Raw genomic sequence first — 16,183 nt, 5'->3', positions numbered from 1 at the left:
GCCCTCCCCTCTGACTGCATGACCCCTCTCTTTTTTGATTCCTCTGAAGGTGAACTGTCGATGTTGGTTGTGAACAATCCCGCCGCGCTACGCGAACAGATAGGTCAATGGCATCGCGAAGGCCGTGCCATCGCATTCGTGCCCACCATGGGCAATCTGCACCAGGGCCATCTGACCCTGGTCGATGAGGCCCGCCGCCATGGCGACAAGGTGGTGGTCAGCATCTTCGTGAACCCCTTGCAGTTCGACAAGGCCGAGGATCTCGCCAACTATCCGCGCACCCTGGAGCAGGATTGCGCCGCCCTGGAGGCCGCCGGGGTGGACATGGTCTTTACCCCGACCCCGGAAATCATGTATCCCCAGGGGCTCGCGAGCCAGACCTTCGTAGAGGTGCCCGGCCTCTCCAGCCTGCTGGAAGGGGCGCTGCGCCCGGGGCACTTCCGCGGGGTCAGCACCGTCGTCACCAAGCTCTTCAACCTGGTGCAGCCTGACGTGGCCTGCTTCGGCCAGAAGGACTACCAGCAGCTCGCGCTCATTCGCAAGATGGTGGCCGACATGGCCATGCCCATCGAGATCGTGGGCGTGCCCACGGTGCGTGCCGAGGATGGCCTGGCGCTCTCCTCGCGCAACGGCTACCTGACCGCCGCCGAGCGCGCCCTGGCCCCCGAGCTCGCGCGCACCATGAACTGGATCGCCGAGCAGATCGAAGGGGGGGATCGTCACCTCCCCTCCCTGGTGGCCCGCGCCAGCCAGCGCCTCGACAACGCAGGCTTTCGGACCGATGCCATCGACATCGTCGATGCCGATACCCTCGAATCCGCCAGCGCCGAGAGCCAGCGCCTGGTGATCCTGATGGCCGCCTATCTGGGCAAGGCCCGCCTTATCGACAACCGCGTGGTCACCCTCAGGGGCTGATCGCGGCAAGGAGAGAAGATGTCCAAGAAGGTATATTGCATCGCCCAGTTCCAGCCCAAGCCGGGCCAGGAGCAGGCCCTGTTCCGGGTCCTGCAGGGGCTCGAGCCCAACACCCTGCGCGAGGATGGCTGTCTGCAGTACATCGTCACCCGCCACCTCCAGAGCCCCTTCGCCGAGGGGGAGAGTTTCCCCATCGTCTTCAACGAGATCTGGCGCGACATGGCGAGCTTCGAGGCCCACTGCCAGCGCAGCGAAATCAAGGCCTTCTTCGAGCGCTATTGCCTCGCCGATGACGGCCTGGCCGCCAAGTGGAACGTCTGCGTCTACAGCGACGAACCGGCGGACTATGACGCCCCGGCGCTCTGACGCCGAAACGTGCAAATAAAAAGGCGCCCGAGGGCGCCTTTTTGCTGGCCGGTTTGCGCCTCAGTGGCGCAGACCGGTGCCGCGGGAGATGAGCCACCAGGCCAGCCCGTACAGCACCAGGATGAAACCGATGATGATGAGATAGGCGGTGCCGAGGGGCACGTCGGAGATGCCGAGGAAGCCGTAGCGGAACGCGTTCACCATGTAGATGATGGGGTTCACCTGGGAGACGCCCTGCCAGAACGGCGGCAGCAGGCTGATGGAGTAGAAGACGCCCCCCAGATAGGTCAGGGGTGTCAGGATGAAGGTCGGGATGATGCTGATGTCGTCGAACGACTTCGCGAACACCGCGTTGATGAGCCCCCCCAGGGAGAACAGGATGGAGGTCAGCAGCACGGTCACGCAGACGCTGAACAGATGGTGGATCTGCAGCGGCACGAAGAACAGCGACACCAGGGTGACGATGAGGCCGACGCAGAGGCCGCGTGCCACGCCACCGCCCACATAGCCGGCGATGATGATGTAGTTCGGCACCGGGGCCACCAGCAGCTCCTCCACGTTGCGCTGGAACTTGGCGCTGTAGAAGGAGGAGGCGACGTTGGAGTAGGAGTTGGTGATGACCGACATCATGATGAGGCCGGGCACGATGAACTCCATGTAGCTGAAGCCCCCCATGTCACCGATGCGCGACCCGATGAGGTTGCCGAAGATGACGAAGTAGAGGCTCATGGTGATGGCGGGCGGCACCAGGGTCTGGATCCAGATCCGGGTGAAGCGGCTCACCTCCTTGGCCAGGATGCTCTTGAAGGCGATGTAATAGGTCATGGGGTTCATGCTTTGCGACCCTCCTCTACCAGATTGACGAACAGCTCTTCCAGCCGGTTTGCCTTGTTGCGCATGCTCAGCACCTGCACCCCCTGGGCGGAGAGCTGCTCGAACAGGCTGTTGAGGGACTGGCTCTTCTCCAGCTCCACCTCCAGGGTGTGCTCGTCCTGCATCCGGCCGTTGAACTCGGGCAGGTTCGGCGCCCGGCTGCCCGGCACCAGATCCAGCAGGAAGGTCTCGCGGCCCAGCTTGCCGAGCAGGCTCTTCATGCTGGTGTTCTCGATGAGGCGGCCCTTGTCGATGATGCCAATGTTGCGGCACAGCATCTCCGCCTCTTCCAGGTAGTGAGTGGTGAGGATGATGGTCACCCCCTGCTCGTTGAGCTCCTTGAGGAAGCTCCACATGGAGCGGCGGATCTCGATGTCCACCCCGGCGGTCGGTTCATCCAGGATCAGCAGCTTGGGTTCGTGCATCAGGGCACGGGCGATCATCAGCCGGCGCTTCATGCCACCGGAGAGGGTACGGGCCGCCATGTCGCGCTTGTCCCAGAGATCGAGCTGGCGCAGGTACTTCTCGGCGCGCACCTTGGCCTCGGCCTTCGGCACACCGTAGAAGCCGGCCTGGTGAGTCACTATCTGGCTCACCTTCTCGAACATGCTGAAGTTGAACTCCTGGGGCACCAGGCCGAGCTGGGCCTTGGCCATCTCCAGATCGGTGTCGATGTCGTAGCCAAACACCTTCACCTTGCCCTGGGTCTTGTTGACCAGGGAGCTGATCACACCGATGGTGGTGGACTTGCCGGCTCCGTTCGGACCTAGCAGGGCGAAAAAATCCCCCTGCTTGACGGTGAGATCGATACCCTTGAGGGCTTCGACGCCCCCCTGATAGGTCTTCTTCAGACCGCTGATTTCCAATGCGTTCATTGCAACCCCTGTGATGGATGAGCCCATCCCGAGACAGAAAAGGCGGCCAAGGCCGCCTGCAAGCAGTCGATGGTGAAACGCCATCCTGCTTTCGCCACTGTGAGCCTGGCTTATTCCTGCGGAACGACCTTGCCGATGAACGGCAGATTACGATATTTCTGGGCGTAGTCGATACCACAGCCCACCACAAATTCGTCCGGAATGGAGAAACCGATCCAGTCTACCGGAACCTGCACCTCGCGGCGGGACGGTTTGTCCAGCAGGGTGCAGATGGCCAGGGACCTGGGTTCGCGCAGAGAGAGGATCTCGCGCACCTTGTTGAGGGTGTAGCCGGTGTCGATGATGTCCTCGACGATCACCACGTCCTTGCCTTTGATGTCGTCATCCAGATCCTTGAGGATGCGCACGTCGCGGGTGCTGTGCATGCCGGAGCCATAGCTGGAGGCGGTCATGAAGTCCAGGGTGATGGGCAACTGGCACTGGCGGCAGAGGTCGGCCAGGAAGACGCAGGAGCCGCGCAGGAGGCCGATCATGACCACTTCTTCGGAGCCCTGGTAACGGGCGGTGATCTCTTCACCCAGTTTGGCGATGCGGGCTGCGACCTCGGCCTCGGGGATCATCACCTCGACAATGTGTTTCATCACATACTCCAATAATGGCCAAAGGGTTATTGGCCGTTCATTAACACCAAAACCGAGGATTCTACCACTCCAACCGAGAGGCGTCAGGCATACGTGATGCTTTTATCGGCTTATTTTACTTGATAGAGTTAGCAAGCCTTCGGGCATTATCGGTGACAATACTATAAACACCATAATCAATAACTATTAGATGAAAATACTATGGAACCACGCGCAGAAATAAGACGTCGAACCCGGCTGTCGCCGGAGGCTCGTCGGGATCAATTGATGGAGTGTGCCGTCGAGGTATTTTCCCGCCGCGGCATCGGCCGTGCGGGGCATGCCGAGATTGCCGAACAGGCCAAGGTCTCCGTCGCCACTGTTTTCAACTATTTCAATACCCGTGAAGATCTGGTCGATGAAGTACTGACGGAGATCGAAGCCTACGTCCAGCAGATCCTTGATCAGGCCTACAACGGCCAGGGATCCGCCAGGGAGTGCATCCACCGCCATGTGAAACTCGCCGTCGATGCGGCCTATGACATGCCGGACCATGCCAGCATCTGGCTGGAATGGAGCTCCTCGGTGCGGGAAGAGGTGTGGCCCCGCTACACCCGGTTGCTGGACAAGATGATGGCCATGATCACCCCCCGTCTCCAGACCGCCATGGACAACGGCGAGATCAAGAGCGTGCTGTCGGCTCAGGATCTGGCCCGCTCCCTGACCGGCTTTGGCTACGTCATGATGCAGATGATCAATCAACCCCAGCGTCCGAACCGGGAAGAGGTGACCGATTTCCTGTTCAAGTATGTGACGGCCCCCATCCAGGCCTGATGTTCCCCCAAACAGAAGCGGCGCCGACCTTCGCAGGTCGGCGCCGCTTCTTTTTATCCGCCTCGCGCCCTATCAGGGCTGGGCATAGCCCCAGCGGTGGGTCAGCTCGTGGGCGATCCCGAGGTGATCCAGGATCCGCGCCACCATGAAGTCCACCAGATCCTCGATGCGCTTCGGCTCGTGATAGAAGCCGGGCGCCGCAGGCATGATGGTCACTCCAAGACGGGCGAGCTTGAGCATGTTTTCCAGGTGGATCGCCGAGAAGGGGCTCTCGCGGGGCACCAGGATGAGCTGGCCGCGCTCCTTGATCACCACGTCCGCCGCCCGCTCCAGCAGGTTGTCCGAGGCGCCGCTGGCGATCGCCGAGACAGTGCCCATGGAGCAGGGACAGACCACCATCTGTTTTGGCGCTGCCGAGCCAGAAGCGACCGGTGAGAACCACTCCGCCGATCCGCAGGCCACTATCTGCCCCTCCTTGGCGCCGTATTGACGACAGAGATAGGCAGACAATTCCTTGGGACCGCCCGGCCAATCCTGCTGCTGCTCGGTCTTGAGCACCACGCGGGCGGCGGAGGAGGCGAGCAGGTAGACCTTGTAGTCCGCCTGCACCAGACACTCCAGCAGGCGCAGGGCATAGGGAGCGCCGGAGGCGCCGGTCAGCGCCAGGGTAATGGCCTTGTTCATCATGCCTCTTGCCGTTCCTGGAGGCGGGCGATCAGCTTGCCATGGATGCCGCCGAAGCCGCCGTTGCTCATGATCAGAATATGATCCCCCGCGCGGCTCTCGGCCACCAGGGTGTCAATCAGCCCATCCAGCTCGTCGAAGACCCGGGCCGGACGGCGCATGTGGGCGGTCACCTCGCCGAGATCCCAGCCGATGTTGGGCGGCTGGAAGAAGAGCACCTCGTCGGCACCCTCGAAGCAGCCCGCCAGCTCCTCCTTGTGCACCCCCAGCTTCATGGTGTTGGAACGCGGCTCCAGCACCGCCAGGATGCGGGCCTTGCCTACCTTGGCGCGCAGGCCGCCGAGGGTGGTCTCGATGGCGGTGGGGTGGTGCGCGAAGTCGTCATAGACGCTGACACCCGCGACCTCGCCCTTGAGTTCCATCCTCCGCTTGGGGGACTTGAACCGGCACAGGGCCGCAATGCCGTGCTCCACCATGACGCCCGCATGACGTGCGGCGGCGATGGCCATCAGGCCGTTGTTGACGTTGTGCTCGCCGATGCACTCCCAGCGCACCTCCCCCTGCTTCTCGCCATCCAGCCACACCTCGAAGGCGGAGCCGTCGTCGGCCAGCTTGACCGCCTTCCACTTGGCGTCGTCCTGACCCACCAGCTCCACTTCGCTCCAGCAGCCCATCTCCCGCACGGTGGTGAGGTTGTCATCTGCCTGGGGGAACAGCACCCGGCCGTTGCTCGGCACGGTGCGCATCAGGTGATGGAACTGGCGCTGGATGGCGGCGAGATCCGGGAAGATGTCCGCGTGGTCGAACTCCAGGTTGTTCATTACCAGGGTGCGCGGATGGTAGTGGACGAACTTGGAGCGCTTGTCGAAGAAGGCGCAGTCGTACTCGTCCGCCTCGATGACGAAGAAGGGCGCAGAGCCCAGGCGCGCGGAGACCGGGAAGTTGCCCGGTACGCCGCCGATGAGGAAACCGGGTTCGAGCTTGGCGTACTCCAGCACCCAGGCCAGCATGCTGGCGGTGGTGGTCTTGCCATGGGTGCCCGCCACGGCCAGCACCCAGCGATCCTGCAGCACGTGCTCCAGCAGCCACTGGGGGCCGGAGATATAGGGCAGGTTGCGATCCAGCACATACTCCACGCAGGGGTTGCCACGGCTCATAGCATTGCCGATGACCACCAGATCCGGGGCCGGGTCGAGCTGGGAGGGATCATACCCTTCGGTCAGTTCGATGCCCTGCTGCTCGAGCTGGGTGCTCATGGGGGGGTAGACGTTGGCGTCCGAGCCGGTGACCCGATAGCCAAGCTGCTTTGCCAACACCGCCAGACCACCCATGAAGGTGCCGCAGATCCCGAGAATGTGAATGTGCATACCACTGCCTTTTCCAGTAAAGGGAGTGCGCATTCTAGGATCTGTTGACCTGATGGCACAAGCCGCGACCATGGCGAGAGGAGAGTCGGCCATGGCAAGACGACAGAAATCGGACAATGCCGGGAGAGATGGCATCCCTGCCCCCGGCTCCCTGCCCTCGAAATATGGTCATTTCACGGGACATCGCTATAATGTCGGCCTGCAAACTTGACTCCAACACTCAAAGGAAACGTCATGAGCCTGAACCTGGTACCGGCCGGCAAGAGCCTGCCTGACGACATCTACGTCATCATCGAAATCCCGCAGAACGCCGACCCGATCAAATACGAAGTCGACAAGGACAGCGGCGCCATCTTCGTTGACCGCTTCATGTCCACCCCGATGTTCTACCCGTGCAACTACGGTTATGTGAACGCCACCCTGTCCCTGGACGGGGATCCGGTCGACGTGCTGGTTCCGACTCCCTACCCGCTGCTGGCCGGCTCCGTCATTCGCTGCCGCCCGGTCGGCGTGCTGAAGATGACCGACGAATCTGGCGAAGACGCCAAGATCGTGGCCGTGCCGCACTCCAAGCTGACCAAGCAGTACGATCACATCCAGGATGTGAACGATCTGCCCGAGCTGCTGAAAGCCCAGATCCAGCACTTCTTCGAGCGCTACAAAGAGCTGGAAGCGGGCAAGTGGGTCAAGGTCGAAGGCTGGGGCGACAAGGCCGCTGCCGAAGCAGAGATCAAGACCTCTGCCGAGCGTTACGCTGCCAAATAAGCTTATCCTTCGTGAAAAAGGCGCCTCAGGGCGCCTTTTTTATTGGTCGTTGCGGGGACGGACCGGGAGGATCCCCCTGAATGTAGAGGTCGCGCCCGTTTTGCCGATAGGGGCGGTAATAGTCGTCACCACAGCGGTACTCCTGCCCGGCGCCCCCCACCACCTCGCAATTGACCGGCAGCACCTCCAGCCACTTGACGGCCTGCTGGAAGCGCAGCCACTCCTGCCACTCATGCTCCCGCGCCAGTTTATCCCGCAGCGCGAAGGTGTCCGCACTGGAGAGCCCCTGATTGACGATGACCTGCCCCGCCTGTGCCGACGACGTTCCCAACACCAGCAGAAGCACTGGAACCAGCTTCATGATCATTTCCTGCATGACTTATTTCCCAAATTAAATTTAAAACCAAATCAGACTATTACCAATATTCCCATCACCAGACCAATCCAAATGCCGGTCACTCACCTAGTTGTTTATTATCGACCCTGGCTGGACGCACACCATGAAACTGGCATTAGGGCTGCTGTGGAGCCTGCTTCTCGGTTCCACTGCGGGGGCCAACGAGATCAATCTGAGCTGGCAGTGGCAATCCGCCGACGGGCAGCGCAAGCACCTGCAACTGACCAAGGATGAGCGCGTCTTCTCCGCCAGCCGCCACGAGATGACGCAACTCGATACCGCCCTCAACTTCCCGCTGGAGACGCTCTACTCCTACATCAGCCCCCGCCTCTACAACAGCATCAACCAGATCAACGAGCACAGCCCCGAGACGGCGACCAAGTTCCGCAACCTGGAGCAGGCATTCACCCTGCACGACAGCAGCTTCGAATCCATCCAGTTCTGGCAGGCCTACCGGCAATATCAGGAGGATGCCTTCTACCAGATGCGCGTCCAGCCCTGCATCCACCCGGCCAACCAGAAACTGCCCTGCGTGCGTCCCAACTATTCCCAGCTGTTCTACCAGTTCAAGGGGGATCTCAAACCCCTGGCCCGGCAGTTTCTGGCCAAGGACCTCGCCACCAGCGTCGCCCTGGTGCAGGAGTGGCTGAGCGGCATCCCCACCCCACCCGAGCAGATGGACCACTTCGCGCCGCCCTTGCAAGCCTTGCAGGCTAACAAGGCCGACAGCGACGAGAAGGCGCTGCTGATGGCCAGCCTCCTGGCCGAGCTCGCGCCGCAATACAGTCTCAGCATCATCTACCCGAACATCAGCATCGGAAGCGTCTCGCCGGCCTGGCTCGCCATCACGGCGGACAGCGGCCTGCAAGGGGATACCCTGGTGATCGGCAACCAGCGCCACGTGCTGCTGACCGGCTCCTCCCTGTTGGCCCAGCAGATGACCATGGCCCAGATCCCCCTGGTGAGTGAACCCCTCTACTGAACACCGCCATCAATATTTGATTTTCACCGGCATCGTGCCATCCTTGCCGCCCTCCTTCGGGGGTGGGAAAAATCACTGGCACAGCCACCACCCCACCCTCGAAGATTTAACACTTTTTAAACAGATCCGATCAGTTTAGGATGTCCAGGGTCCCATTCCCTCGATCCAAAAATCGTTATAACATCACAAAGGAGTGTCATACGGATGAAACATCTCGTGCTTACTCTGGCGCTGCTGCCAACCCTGGCCATGGCTCACAACTTCAAGGAGTCGGCCCAGGTGCCGCTGGTCAATATCAGCGACAGCGGGGAGCTGGTGCTCAAAGAGAAAGAGATCGGCTATCAACCCTGGCAGAGCAAGGTGTTGAACGGCAAGGTCTTCCTGATCCAGCACATCGCGGGTCGCTCCAGCGCCAAGGAGCTGAACGCCCCCATGATCGAGGCGATCAAGGCGGCCAAGCTGCCCCACGACAAGTACCAGACCGTGACCATCATCAACAGCAATGATGCCATCTGGGGCACGTCCGGCTTTGTGAAGAGCAGCGCCGAGGACAGCAAGAAGGAGTTCCCCTGGTCCTCCATGGTGCTGGATGCCAAGGGCATGGCCCGCAACGCCTGGGATCTCGCGCCGGAGAGTTCGGCCATCATACTGCTGGATAAAGAGGGCAAGGTGCTGTTTGCCAAAGATGGCCAGCTCGATGCCACCGAGATAACCAAGGTGATGGGGCTCATTCAGTCCCACATTTGAGTCAGAGAAGAGGGGCGCTGATGGCGCCCCTTTCATAGGGGTCTATGGGTCGTACCAAGCTGAAGATCTGGTTGTTGCTGCTGGGCTGGTTGTGGTTGCAACCGGCGCTGGCGCAGCATCCGCTCGAAGCCGACCTGCCCGGTCACAGCCACGCCTGCATCCTCTGCGCCCTGCATCTGGATGGCAAGCTGGCGCTGACCCCGACCCTGCCCGCCCCGTTTTTGCAGATTACCGCCGGCCTGCCCGCCGATGCGCGTCTGCCCGCCATAGCGTCCACCCCGTCGACCCGCTGCCGCATTCGTGCCCCGCCACTGCTTCATCCCTTCTCCGGTTAAATCTATTTCTTCCAATTTTTTCAAAGGATTAACGATGAAAGCAGTCACCCTGTTGCTGGCCGCTGCCGCTTTTAGCGCCCAGGCTAACCACGATGAACACGACAGTCACGGCCACGGTGCCCACGAGCACGGCCACGGCCACCTCAATCTGGTGCTCGACGGCAAGCAGCTGATGGTCGAGTTGCAGGCCCCCGCCGCCGACCTGGTGGGTTTCGAACACGCCGCCAGGAGCGACGAGGAGAAGGCCCGCTATGCCGAGGCCATGACCCTGCTCAAGCAGCCCGACGCCCTCTTTCGCCTCGACCCGGCCGCCGGCTGCACCCTGACCCAACAGGAGCTCAATGTCCCCAAGGAAGATCACGACCATGACCATGACCATGACCATGACCATGACCATGACCATGACCATGACAAGGCTGCCAGCGATCACGATGACCACCATCATGATGACGCCGGTCATGCCGATCTCGGGGCCATGTATACCTACACCTGCGAGACCCCGGCCAAGCTGACCGGCCTGGAAGCCACCCTGTTTGGCCGCTACCCGAGCCTGGAGAAGCTGAGCGTGCAGGGCATACTGCCCACCGGCCAGACTGCGGCCGAGCTCACCCCGTCCGCCAACAAGCTGAGCTGGTAACGCCATGAACAATGCCGTGGTTGAGATCCGCGAGCTGGCCTTTGCCTGGCCGGGTCACGAGGCTGTCCTCGATCTGCCCGCCCTTCGTATCCAGGAGGGGGAGCGCGTCTTCATCAAGGGGCCGTCGGGCTGTGGCAAGTCCACCCTGCTCGGCCTGCTGGCCGGGATCCAGACCGCCGACCACGGCACCCTGGAGGTGCTGGGCCAGCCCCTGGCCCGGCTCTGTGGCCGTGCCCGCGACCAGTTCCGGGCGGCCAATCTGGGATACATCTTCCAGCAGTTCAACCTGCTGCCGTTTTTATCGGTGCAGGACAACGTGACCGCTGCCCTCACCTTCTCCCCCGCCAAGCGGGCTCGCCTGAAAGGGAGCCCGGAGCAGGAGGCCCGCCGCCTGCTGGGGGAACTGCAATTGCCAGCCGAAGCGCTGCATCGCCCCGTCCATGCCCTCAGCATCGGCCAGCAGCAGCGGGTGGCCGCCGCCCGTGCGCTCATCGGCTCGCCGCCGCTGGTGATCGCCGACGAACCCACCTCGGCCCTCGACACCGACAACCGGGCCGCCTTCATCAAGCTGTTGTTCGAGGAGTGCGACCGGCAGGGCTCGACCCTGGTCTTCGTGAGCCACGACCCTTATCTGGAGCCGCTCTTCCCCCGGGTGGAGAACCTGCAACAGCTCAACCGGAGGGCCGCATGATGACCCGCACCTGTTTGTCCGCCTTCCCCCGCCACGCCTCGCCGCGGAGGTGCGCATGCTGACCCTCGCCCTCAAGAGCCTCTGGGCCCGCCGCCTCACCGCCGGGCTCACCCTGCTGGCGGTCGCCATCAGCGTCACCCTGCTGCTCGGGGTGGAGCGGGTGCGCAGCCAGGCGCGCGACAGCTTCGCCAACACCGTCTCCGGCACCGATCTCATCGTCGGCGCCCGCTCCGGTCAGGTGAACCTGCTGCTCTACTCGGTGTTTCGCATCGGCAACCCCACCAACAACGTGGGGTGGGAGGCCTATCAGGCCATCAAGGCCAGGCCCGGCATCGCCTGGACCATTCCCCTCTCCCTCGGTGACTCCCACAAGGGGTTCCGGGTGCTCGGCACCAACGGGGACTACTTCACCCACCTGAAGTACGGCCAGCAGCAGTCGCTGCTGCTGCGCGAGGGGCGGCCGTTCGACACGCCGTTCGAGGCGGTGCTCGGTGCCCAGGTGGCCGAAAAGCTCGGCTACAAGCTGGATCAAGCCATCGTCATCGCCCACGGCGCCGGTAGCACCTCATTCAGCCAGCACGACAACCTGCCGTTCAAGGTGGTGGGGATACTGGCGCCGACCGGCACTCCCATCGATCGCACCATCCATGTGCCGCTGGCGGGGATAGAGGCTATTCACCTCGGCTGGGACACCGGCCGCCACAGCAAGAACGTCACCCCCGAGCAGGCGCTGGCGCAGGATCTGACCCCCAAGACCATCACCGCCTTTATGGTGGGCCTGAGCAACCGGATATTGGCGTTCCAGCTGCAACGCGGCATCAACACCTACCCGCAGGAGCCCCTGATGGCGATCCTGCCGGGGGCCGCCCTGCAGGAGCTCTGGGGGCTGATGAGCGTGGCGGAGACAGCGCTCTCGGTCATCGCGGGCTTCGTGGTGGTGGCGGGCCTCATCGGCATGCTGACCACCCTGCTCGCCGGCCTCAACGAGCGGCGCCGCGAGCTCGCCATCCTGCGTTCCCTGGGGGCAGGCCCTGGCCACCTCTTCCTGCTGCTGGCGCTGGAGGCCATGGCACTCACCACGGTGGGGATGGCCGTCGGGGTGGCGGTGCTCTACCTCGGCCAGGGGCTTGCCACCCCCTGGCTGCTCAGCCACTATGGCCTGCAACTGAGCCTGGGGTTGCCGAGCGCCTACGAATGGCAACTGCTGGGGCTGGTCTGGCTGGCGGGCATGGTCATCGGCCTGCTCCCCGCCGCCCGCGCCTACCGTTACAGCCTGAGCGATGGCATGAGCATCCGGATATAACCATGACACGATGGACGGGGGCTGACCGCCGCCCGCGTCCACTCTGCGTTACAGCCTGAGCGATGGCATGAGCATCCGGATATGACGATGACACGATGGACGGGGGCTGCACTGCCGCCCGCGTCCACTCTGCGATACAGCCCGCGCGATGGCATCCGCATCCGCGTCTGACCCTGGACGTACCCGACAAGAGAAAGAAGGACAGAAAATGAAGTGGAACATAGTGGCGCTGCTGGCCAGCCTGCTGGTACTGCCCGCCATGGCAGCCGATTACAAGACCATCGACTGGGATGTGCTCATCCCGGAAGGGGAGAAGCTGCTGCCCCCGCCCCAGGTGAGCCATGACGGCAACCTGGCCTCGGTGCCCCAGCCTGTGGGGGGCGTCAACAAGAAGCTCGACCAGCAGGAGGTGCGCATCCCCGGCTTCGTGGTGCCCCTGGAAGGGGATGCCAAGACGGTCACCGCCTTCCTGCTGGTGCCCTACTTCGGCGCCTGCATCCACGTGCCGCCGCCCCCCACCAACCAGGTGATCTACGTGAGCTACCCCAAGGGAGCGCCGGTGGATGACCTCTGGGACGCCATCTGGGTCAAGGGCAAGATGCGCACGGTCAGCTCCAGCCACGAGATGGCCACCGCCTCCTACTCCATGGACGCGGTCGACGTCAGCGTCTACGAAGAGTAAGCCCCTGATGGCCTCCTGCGGGAGGCCATTTTCTTTGCCGTGGTCACCCCGCCAAGGGGATTGTCCGGGCGCACGGTTGGAGTAACATTCACTACCGGACCCCGCGATCACGGAGCCAGCATGGCTGACCTGCCCCCCAAGAAAGAGAGTTCCATCCTGAGCAGCCAGGAGCAGACCCTGCGCCTGGCCCGCAGCCGTGGCATCGATGGCATGCTCACCCGTAACAGCGACAGCACCTTCGAGCAGCGCGCCCAGTTTCGCCAGCTGGCGGAACAGGCCGCCCGCCAGCGCAACCTGGAAGCCATCATGGTGATGGCCACCCGCCACTGCGCAGAGACGGCCGCCGGCGGCGAGATGGACGGCGACTGGCTGACCCGCTTCCTGCAACTGGCGGAAGACATCAGCATGGTGCCCATGCAGCAGCTGTGGGGGCGGATCTTCGCCCTGGAGGTGGCGACCCCGGGTCGCTTCTCCATCCGTGCCCTCAATACCCTCAAGGAGATGACCCAGCGGGAAGCCCAGCTGTTCCAGCGGATCTGCGCCCTCTCCTGCCACTACGAGGGGAGCGACGAGCAGCGCCTGCTGCTCGGCATGCACAAGGGGGCGGGGCTGCTGAGCCGCGCCAAGGTCACCCGCATGGGGCTCGGCAAATACCGGGTGCCCTACAGCGCCCTGCTGCTGCTGTGCGATCTCGGCCTGCTGCACCGTGGCGAACTCGAATCCGGTCCCCTGCCCGCCGAGGGCGTCGAACTGGCCTTCGGCAACCAGCGCTGGCGCCTGCGCCTGCGCCAGAGCAACCTCACCCTGCTCTACTACCGGCTCACCCCCATCGGCAACGAGCTCGCCCTCTTGCTGGAGGAGCCGCCTCTCGAAGAGTACCTGCAGGATCTCAAGACCCTGCTCTCCACCCACCTGCAGATCGAGACCCAGATCCCCGCAAACACGGCCGACACGCCCGCCTGATCTCTTCGGTACCCCGGGCGGCCCCTTGCCAAATTGCGAAACCACCCCCGCCGTTGCCAAAATGGCTCTCAAAAAGCGAATCGATTCAACCCGCTACCGAGACCCTGACGCCCCTTTTGGCTCTTTACGGACCTTGGTCGAACATTATTCGCCTTGAGCGCCTTTTGAGCGTTTTCGACCACTCTGGTGCACGACTTGCAACGGGACTCATCACCTCGTCACAGTCGGACACTGCCATGAGAATCAACCAACCCGTTACCCAGCGTGAGCGCCTCTACCCCGAGCACCAGAACCTCATCTCCACCACGGATCTGGATAGTCGCATCACCTATGCCAACGACGAGTTCTGCCAGATAGCCGGCTTCACCCTGGCGGAGCTGCAGGGCGCGCCGCACAACCTGGTACGCCACCCCGACATGCCGCCCCAGGCCTTCGCCGACATGTGGGCCCACCTGCGGGAGAGGAAGAGCTGGATGGGCCCGGTCAAGAACCGCTGCAAGAACGGGGACCACTACTGGGTCAACGCCTTCGTAACCCCCATTCAGGACGCGAGTGGCAAGGTGGTGGAGTACCAGTCCGTGCGCACGGCGCCGGACGAGGGGGTCAAGCAGCGGGCAGAAAGCGTCTACGCCGCGCTGCGCGAGGGCAAGACCCCCCTGGCACTGCGCCTGCCCCCCTTCTCCCACACGCTCGCGCTCGCTCTCTGCCTGCTGCTGGGCCTCGCGGCCCTGCTTGCCCTCGGCTACCAGCAGGGCATCGGCTGGCCCCTTGGCCTCGGCGCCCTGCCCCTGGTGCTGGCGTTCGTCATCAACCAGGTCCTCTCCCGCCGCCTCGCGCGGCTAGAGACCCTGGCCCGCAGCCGTTTTGACAACCCCTTGATGCAGCTGCTCTACACCGGCCGGGTCGATCGCCTGGCTGCCGTCGAACTCGCCATGAAGATGAACCAGGCGGAATTCAATGCGGTGCTGGCCCGCACCCAGCAGACCTGCCATCAGATCCTGACATCCGCCCAGACGGATCTGCACAACGCCGAGACCATCACCGGCAACCTGCAGCAGCAACAGGCCCAGACCAGCCAGGTGGCAACCGCCATCACCCAGATGGCGGAGTCCATCCGCGAGGTCTCCCACAGCTCGACTGCCGCCTCCGACCGGCTGGACGAGACCGCCGACCTGTTCCGGGAGGGCAATCGCAGCGTGCAGGCCACCATCGAAGAGGTGGAGGGGATGCACGGCGAGCTCATCACCTCCCGCGCCGTGATCGAGGCCCTGGCCGGTCAGTGCCGGGCCATCGACGGCATCCTGGACGTCATCAACAACATCGCCAACCAGACCAACCTGCTGGCCCTCAACGCCGCCATCGAGGCGGCCCGGGCCGGCGAGGCGGGCCGCGGCTTCTCGGTGGTGGCGGACGAGATCAGATCCTTGGCCATCAAGACCCAGTCCTCCACCGGCGAGATCCAGAAGATGATAAGCCTCTTGCAAGCCAGTGCCGGGGATGCGGAGCAGGCCATGGCGCAAGGGGAGAAGCTCTCCGCCAGCTGCCGCCTCAAGGCCGCCGCCACCGGCGACGTGCTGCAACAGATCAGCGACCGCCTGCTGCAGGTGGCCGCCGGCAGCAACCAGATAGCCCAGGCGGTGCAGGAGCAATCCCAGGTCACGGCCGACATCGACCGCAGCGTGCTCAACATCAAGACCCTGGCGGACGACTCCAGCCAGGGCAGCCGCCACGCCGTGCAGGGCATAGTCCAGCTGGTGCGCCAACTCGGCGAGCTGGAGCGGCTGGTACGCCAGTTCCAGCCACACCCGGCCCCGCCCTCCCCTGCCGACGGCCCCGAGCTGACCATAAAAGCCCCCGCGGCCCTCGCCGCCCGCTGACAAGAGCCCTAGAAGACGAAGGGGCCCGGTATCGTGACCGATACCGGGCCCCTTGCGCGAAAGTCCCCCTGATAGCGCCGACAGCAGTCCTTGTCCCAGCGCCCTGGCGTACCGGCAATGGCATAGCGCCCTTCGCTGGGTCGAGGGGCGCATCACCGAGCACGTCGGCCCCCTCCCTCAATGCCCGACCAGACTCCCACTCCAGGATTCTCACTCCAGATAGCAACCGCCCCATTCCCATGCACCCTGGGCGCGGGGACGCCCCATCAC

19 protein-coding genes are annotated in these 16,183 nt (G+C 63.4%); 13 read left to right on the top strand and 6 right to left on the bottom strand.

All coding sequences use genetic code 11. The features are described 5' to 3' along the window. Nucleotides 1-60: 60 nt before the first annotated feature. Nucleotides 61-915 (top strand): pantoate--beta-alanine ligase, encoded by an 855-nt coding sequence (panC, locus tag BN1136_RS11620; protein WP_043764196.1) that lies wholly within the window; start codon nucleotides 61-63, stop codon nucleotides 913-915. 18 nt (nucleotides 916-933) lie between these two features. After that, nucleotides 934-1,281 (top strand): putative quinol monooxygenase, encoded by a 348-nt coding sequence (locus tag BN1136_RS11615; RefSeq protein WP_043764195.1) that lies wholly within the window; start codon nucleotides 934-936, stop codon nucleotides 1,279-1,281. Nucleotides 1,282-1,341: 60 nt separating this feature from the next. Here BN1136_RS11615 and BN1136_RS11610 read toward each other — a convergent pair whose 3' ends face one another. The 3 genes from BN1136_RS11610 to hpt form a co-directional block, all read right to left on the bottom strand. Further along, nucleotides 1,342-2,115: an ABC transporter permease gene (locus BN1136_RS11610; RefSeq protein WP_043764194.1), complete on the bottom strand. Its 774-nt coding sequence runs from the start codon at nucleotides 2,113-2,115 to the stop codon at nucleotides 1,342-1,344. Continuing rightward, nucleotides 2,112-3,029: an ABC transporter ATP-binding protein gene (locus tag BN1136_RS11605; RefSeq protein WP_043764193.1), complete on the bottom strand. Its 918-nt coding sequence runs from the start codon at nucleotides 3,027-3,029 to the stop codon at nucleotides 2,112-2,114. Before BN1136_RS11605 ends, BN1136_RS11610 begins: the two co-directional genes overlap by 4 nt. 110 nt (nucleotides 3,030-3,139) lie before the next feature. Continuing rightward, a complete protein-coding gene (hpt, locus tag BN1136_RS11600; protein WP_043764192.1) occupies nucleotides 3,140-3,670 on the bottom strand; it encodes a hypoxanthine phosphoribosyltransferase in 531 nt (176 codons plus the stop codon). A 201-nt stretch (nucleotides 3,671-3,871) separates the two neighbouring features. Here hpt and BN1136_RS11595 point away from each other — a divergent pair, with 201 nt between their 5' ends. Further along, on the top strand, nucleotides 3,872-4,483 hold the full coding sequence (locus tag BN1136_RS11595; protein ID WP_043764191.1) for a TetR/AcrR family transcriptional regulator: 612 nt from the start codon (nucleotides 3,872-3,874) through the stop codon (nucleotides 4,481-4,483). 72 nt (nucleotides 4,484-4,555) lie between these two features. On the opposite strand, the gene BN1136_RS11590 is transcribed toward BN1136_RS11595, so the two are convergent. Both BN1136_RS11590 and mpl read right to left on the bottom strand, forming a co-directional pair. Further along, on the bottom strand, nucleotides 4,556-5,167 hold the full coding sequence (locus BN1136_RS11590) for a flavin prenyltransferase UbiX (protein WP_043764215.1): 612 nt from the start codon (nucleotides 5,165-5,167) through the stop codon (nucleotides 4,556-4,558). After that, nucleotides 5,167-6,534 (bottom strand): UDP-N-acetylmuramate:L-alanyl-gamma-D-glutamyl-meso-diaminopimelate ligase, encoded by a 1,368-nt coding sequence (mpl, locus tag BN1136_RS11585; protein WP_043764190.1) that lies wholly within the window; start codon nucleotides 6,532-6,534, stop codon nucleotides 5,167-5,169. The genes BN1136_RS11590 and mpl overlap by 1 nt, the downstream gene beginning before the upstream one ends. A gap of 234 nt (nucleotides 6,535-6,768) precedes the next feature. Between mpl and ppa the strand changes: the two genes are divergently transcribed. Continuing rightward, on the top strand, nucleotides 6,769-7,299 hold the full coding sequence (gene ppa, locus BN1136_RS11580) for an inorganic diphosphatase (protein ID WP_005335667.1): 531 nt from the start codon (nucleotides 6,769-6,771) through the stop codon (nucleotides 7,297-7,299). A 25-nt stretch (nucleotides 7,300-7,324) separates the two neighbouring features. On the opposite strand, the gene BN1136_RS11575 is transcribed toward ppa, so the two are convergent. Further along, on the bottom strand, nucleotides 7,325-7,675 hold the full coding sequence (locus BN1136_RS11575; RefSeq protein ID WP_152552650.1) for a hypothetical protein: 351 nt from the start codon (nucleotides 7,673-7,675) through the stop codon (nucleotides 7,325-7,327). 124 nt (nucleotides 7,676-7,799) lie between these two features. On the opposite strand from BN1136_RS11575, the gene BN1136_RS11570 reads away from it, so the two are divergent. The 9 genes from BN1136_RS11570 (at nucleotide 7,800) to BN1136_RS11530 (ending at nucleotide 15,913) form a co-directional block, all read left to right on the top strand. Beyond that, complete coding sequence (locus tag BN1136_RS11570; RefSeq protein ID WP_043764189.1) at nucleotides 7,800-8,678, top strand: hypothetical protein; 879 nt, start codon at nucleotides 7,800-7,802, stop codon at nucleotides 8,676-8,678. A gap of 204 nt (nucleotides 8,679-8,882) precedes the next feature. After that, nucleotides 8,883-9,425, top strand: coding sequence for a YtfJ family protein (locus tag BN1136_RS11565; RefSeq protein WP_043764188.1), 543 nt, complete (start codon nucleotides 8,883-8,885; stop codon nucleotides 9,423-9,425). Nucleotides 9,426-9,469: 44 nt separating this feature from the next. After that, complete coding sequence (locus BN1136_RS11560) at nucleotides 9,470-9,760, top strand: hypothetical protein (RefSeq protein WP_043808512.1); 291 nt, start codon at nucleotides 9,470-9,472, stop codon at nucleotides 9,758-9,760. Between the two features lie 34 nt (nucleotides 9,761-9,794). Next, nucleotides 9,795-10,397 (top strand): DUF2796 domain-containing protein, encoded by a 603-nt coding sequence (locus BN1136_RS11555; protein WP_043764185.1) that lies wholly within the window; start codon nucleotides 9,795-9,797, stop codon nucleotides 10,395-10,397. A 4-nt stretch (nucleotides 10,398-10,401) separates the two neighbouring features. Further along, nucleotides 10,402-11,088, top strand: coding sequence for an ABC transporter ATP-binding protein (locus BN1136_RS11550; protein WP_043764184.1), 687 nt, complete (start codon nucleotides 10,402-10,404; stop codon nucleotides 11,086-11,088). A gap of 55 nt (nucleotides 11,089-11,143) precedes the next feature. Further along, on the top strand, nucleotides 11,144-12,391 hold the full coding sequence (locus BN1136_RS11545) for an ABC transporter permease (protein ID WP_043764183.1): 1,248 nt from the start codon (nucleotides 11,144-11,146) through the stop codon (nucleotides 12,389-12,391). 208 nt (nucleotides 12,392-12,599) lie between these two features. Further along, nucleotides 12,600-13,073: a DUF3299 domain-containing protein gene (locus BN1136_RS11540; RefSeq protein ID WP_043764182.1), complete on the top strand. Its 474-nt coding sequence runs from the start codon at nucleotides 12,600-12,602 to the stop codon at nucleotides 13,071-13,073. 120 nt (nucleotides 13,074-13,193) lie between these two features. Continuing rightward, the gene (locus tag BN1136_RS11535) at nucleotides 13,194-14,036 is read left to right on the top strand and encodes a TIGR03899 family protein (protein WP_043764181.1); all 843 of its coding nucleotides are present in this window, start codon (nucleotides 13,194-13,196) and stop codon (nucleotides 14,034-14,036) included. Between the two features lie 236 nt (nucleotides 14,037-14,272). Further along, nucleotides 14,273-15,913 (top strand): methyl-accepting chemotaxis protein, encoded by a 1,641-nt coding sequence (locus tag BN1136_RS11530; protein ID WP_043764180.1) that lies wholly within the window; start codon nucleotides 14,273-14,275, stop codon nucleotides 15,911-15,913. Nucleotides 15,914-16,183: the final 270 nt, after the last annotated feature.

Origin of the sequence: Aeromonas taiwanensis (assembly GCF_000820165.1) — a bacterium.
Taxonomy (GTDB): Bacteria; Pseudomonadota; Gammaproteobacteria; order Enterobacterales; family Aeromonadaceae; genus Aeromonas; species Aeromonas taiwanensis.
The sequence above is the reverse complement of the archived record's forward strand: the minus strand, read 5'-3'. Positions and strand labels throughout refer to the sequence as shown.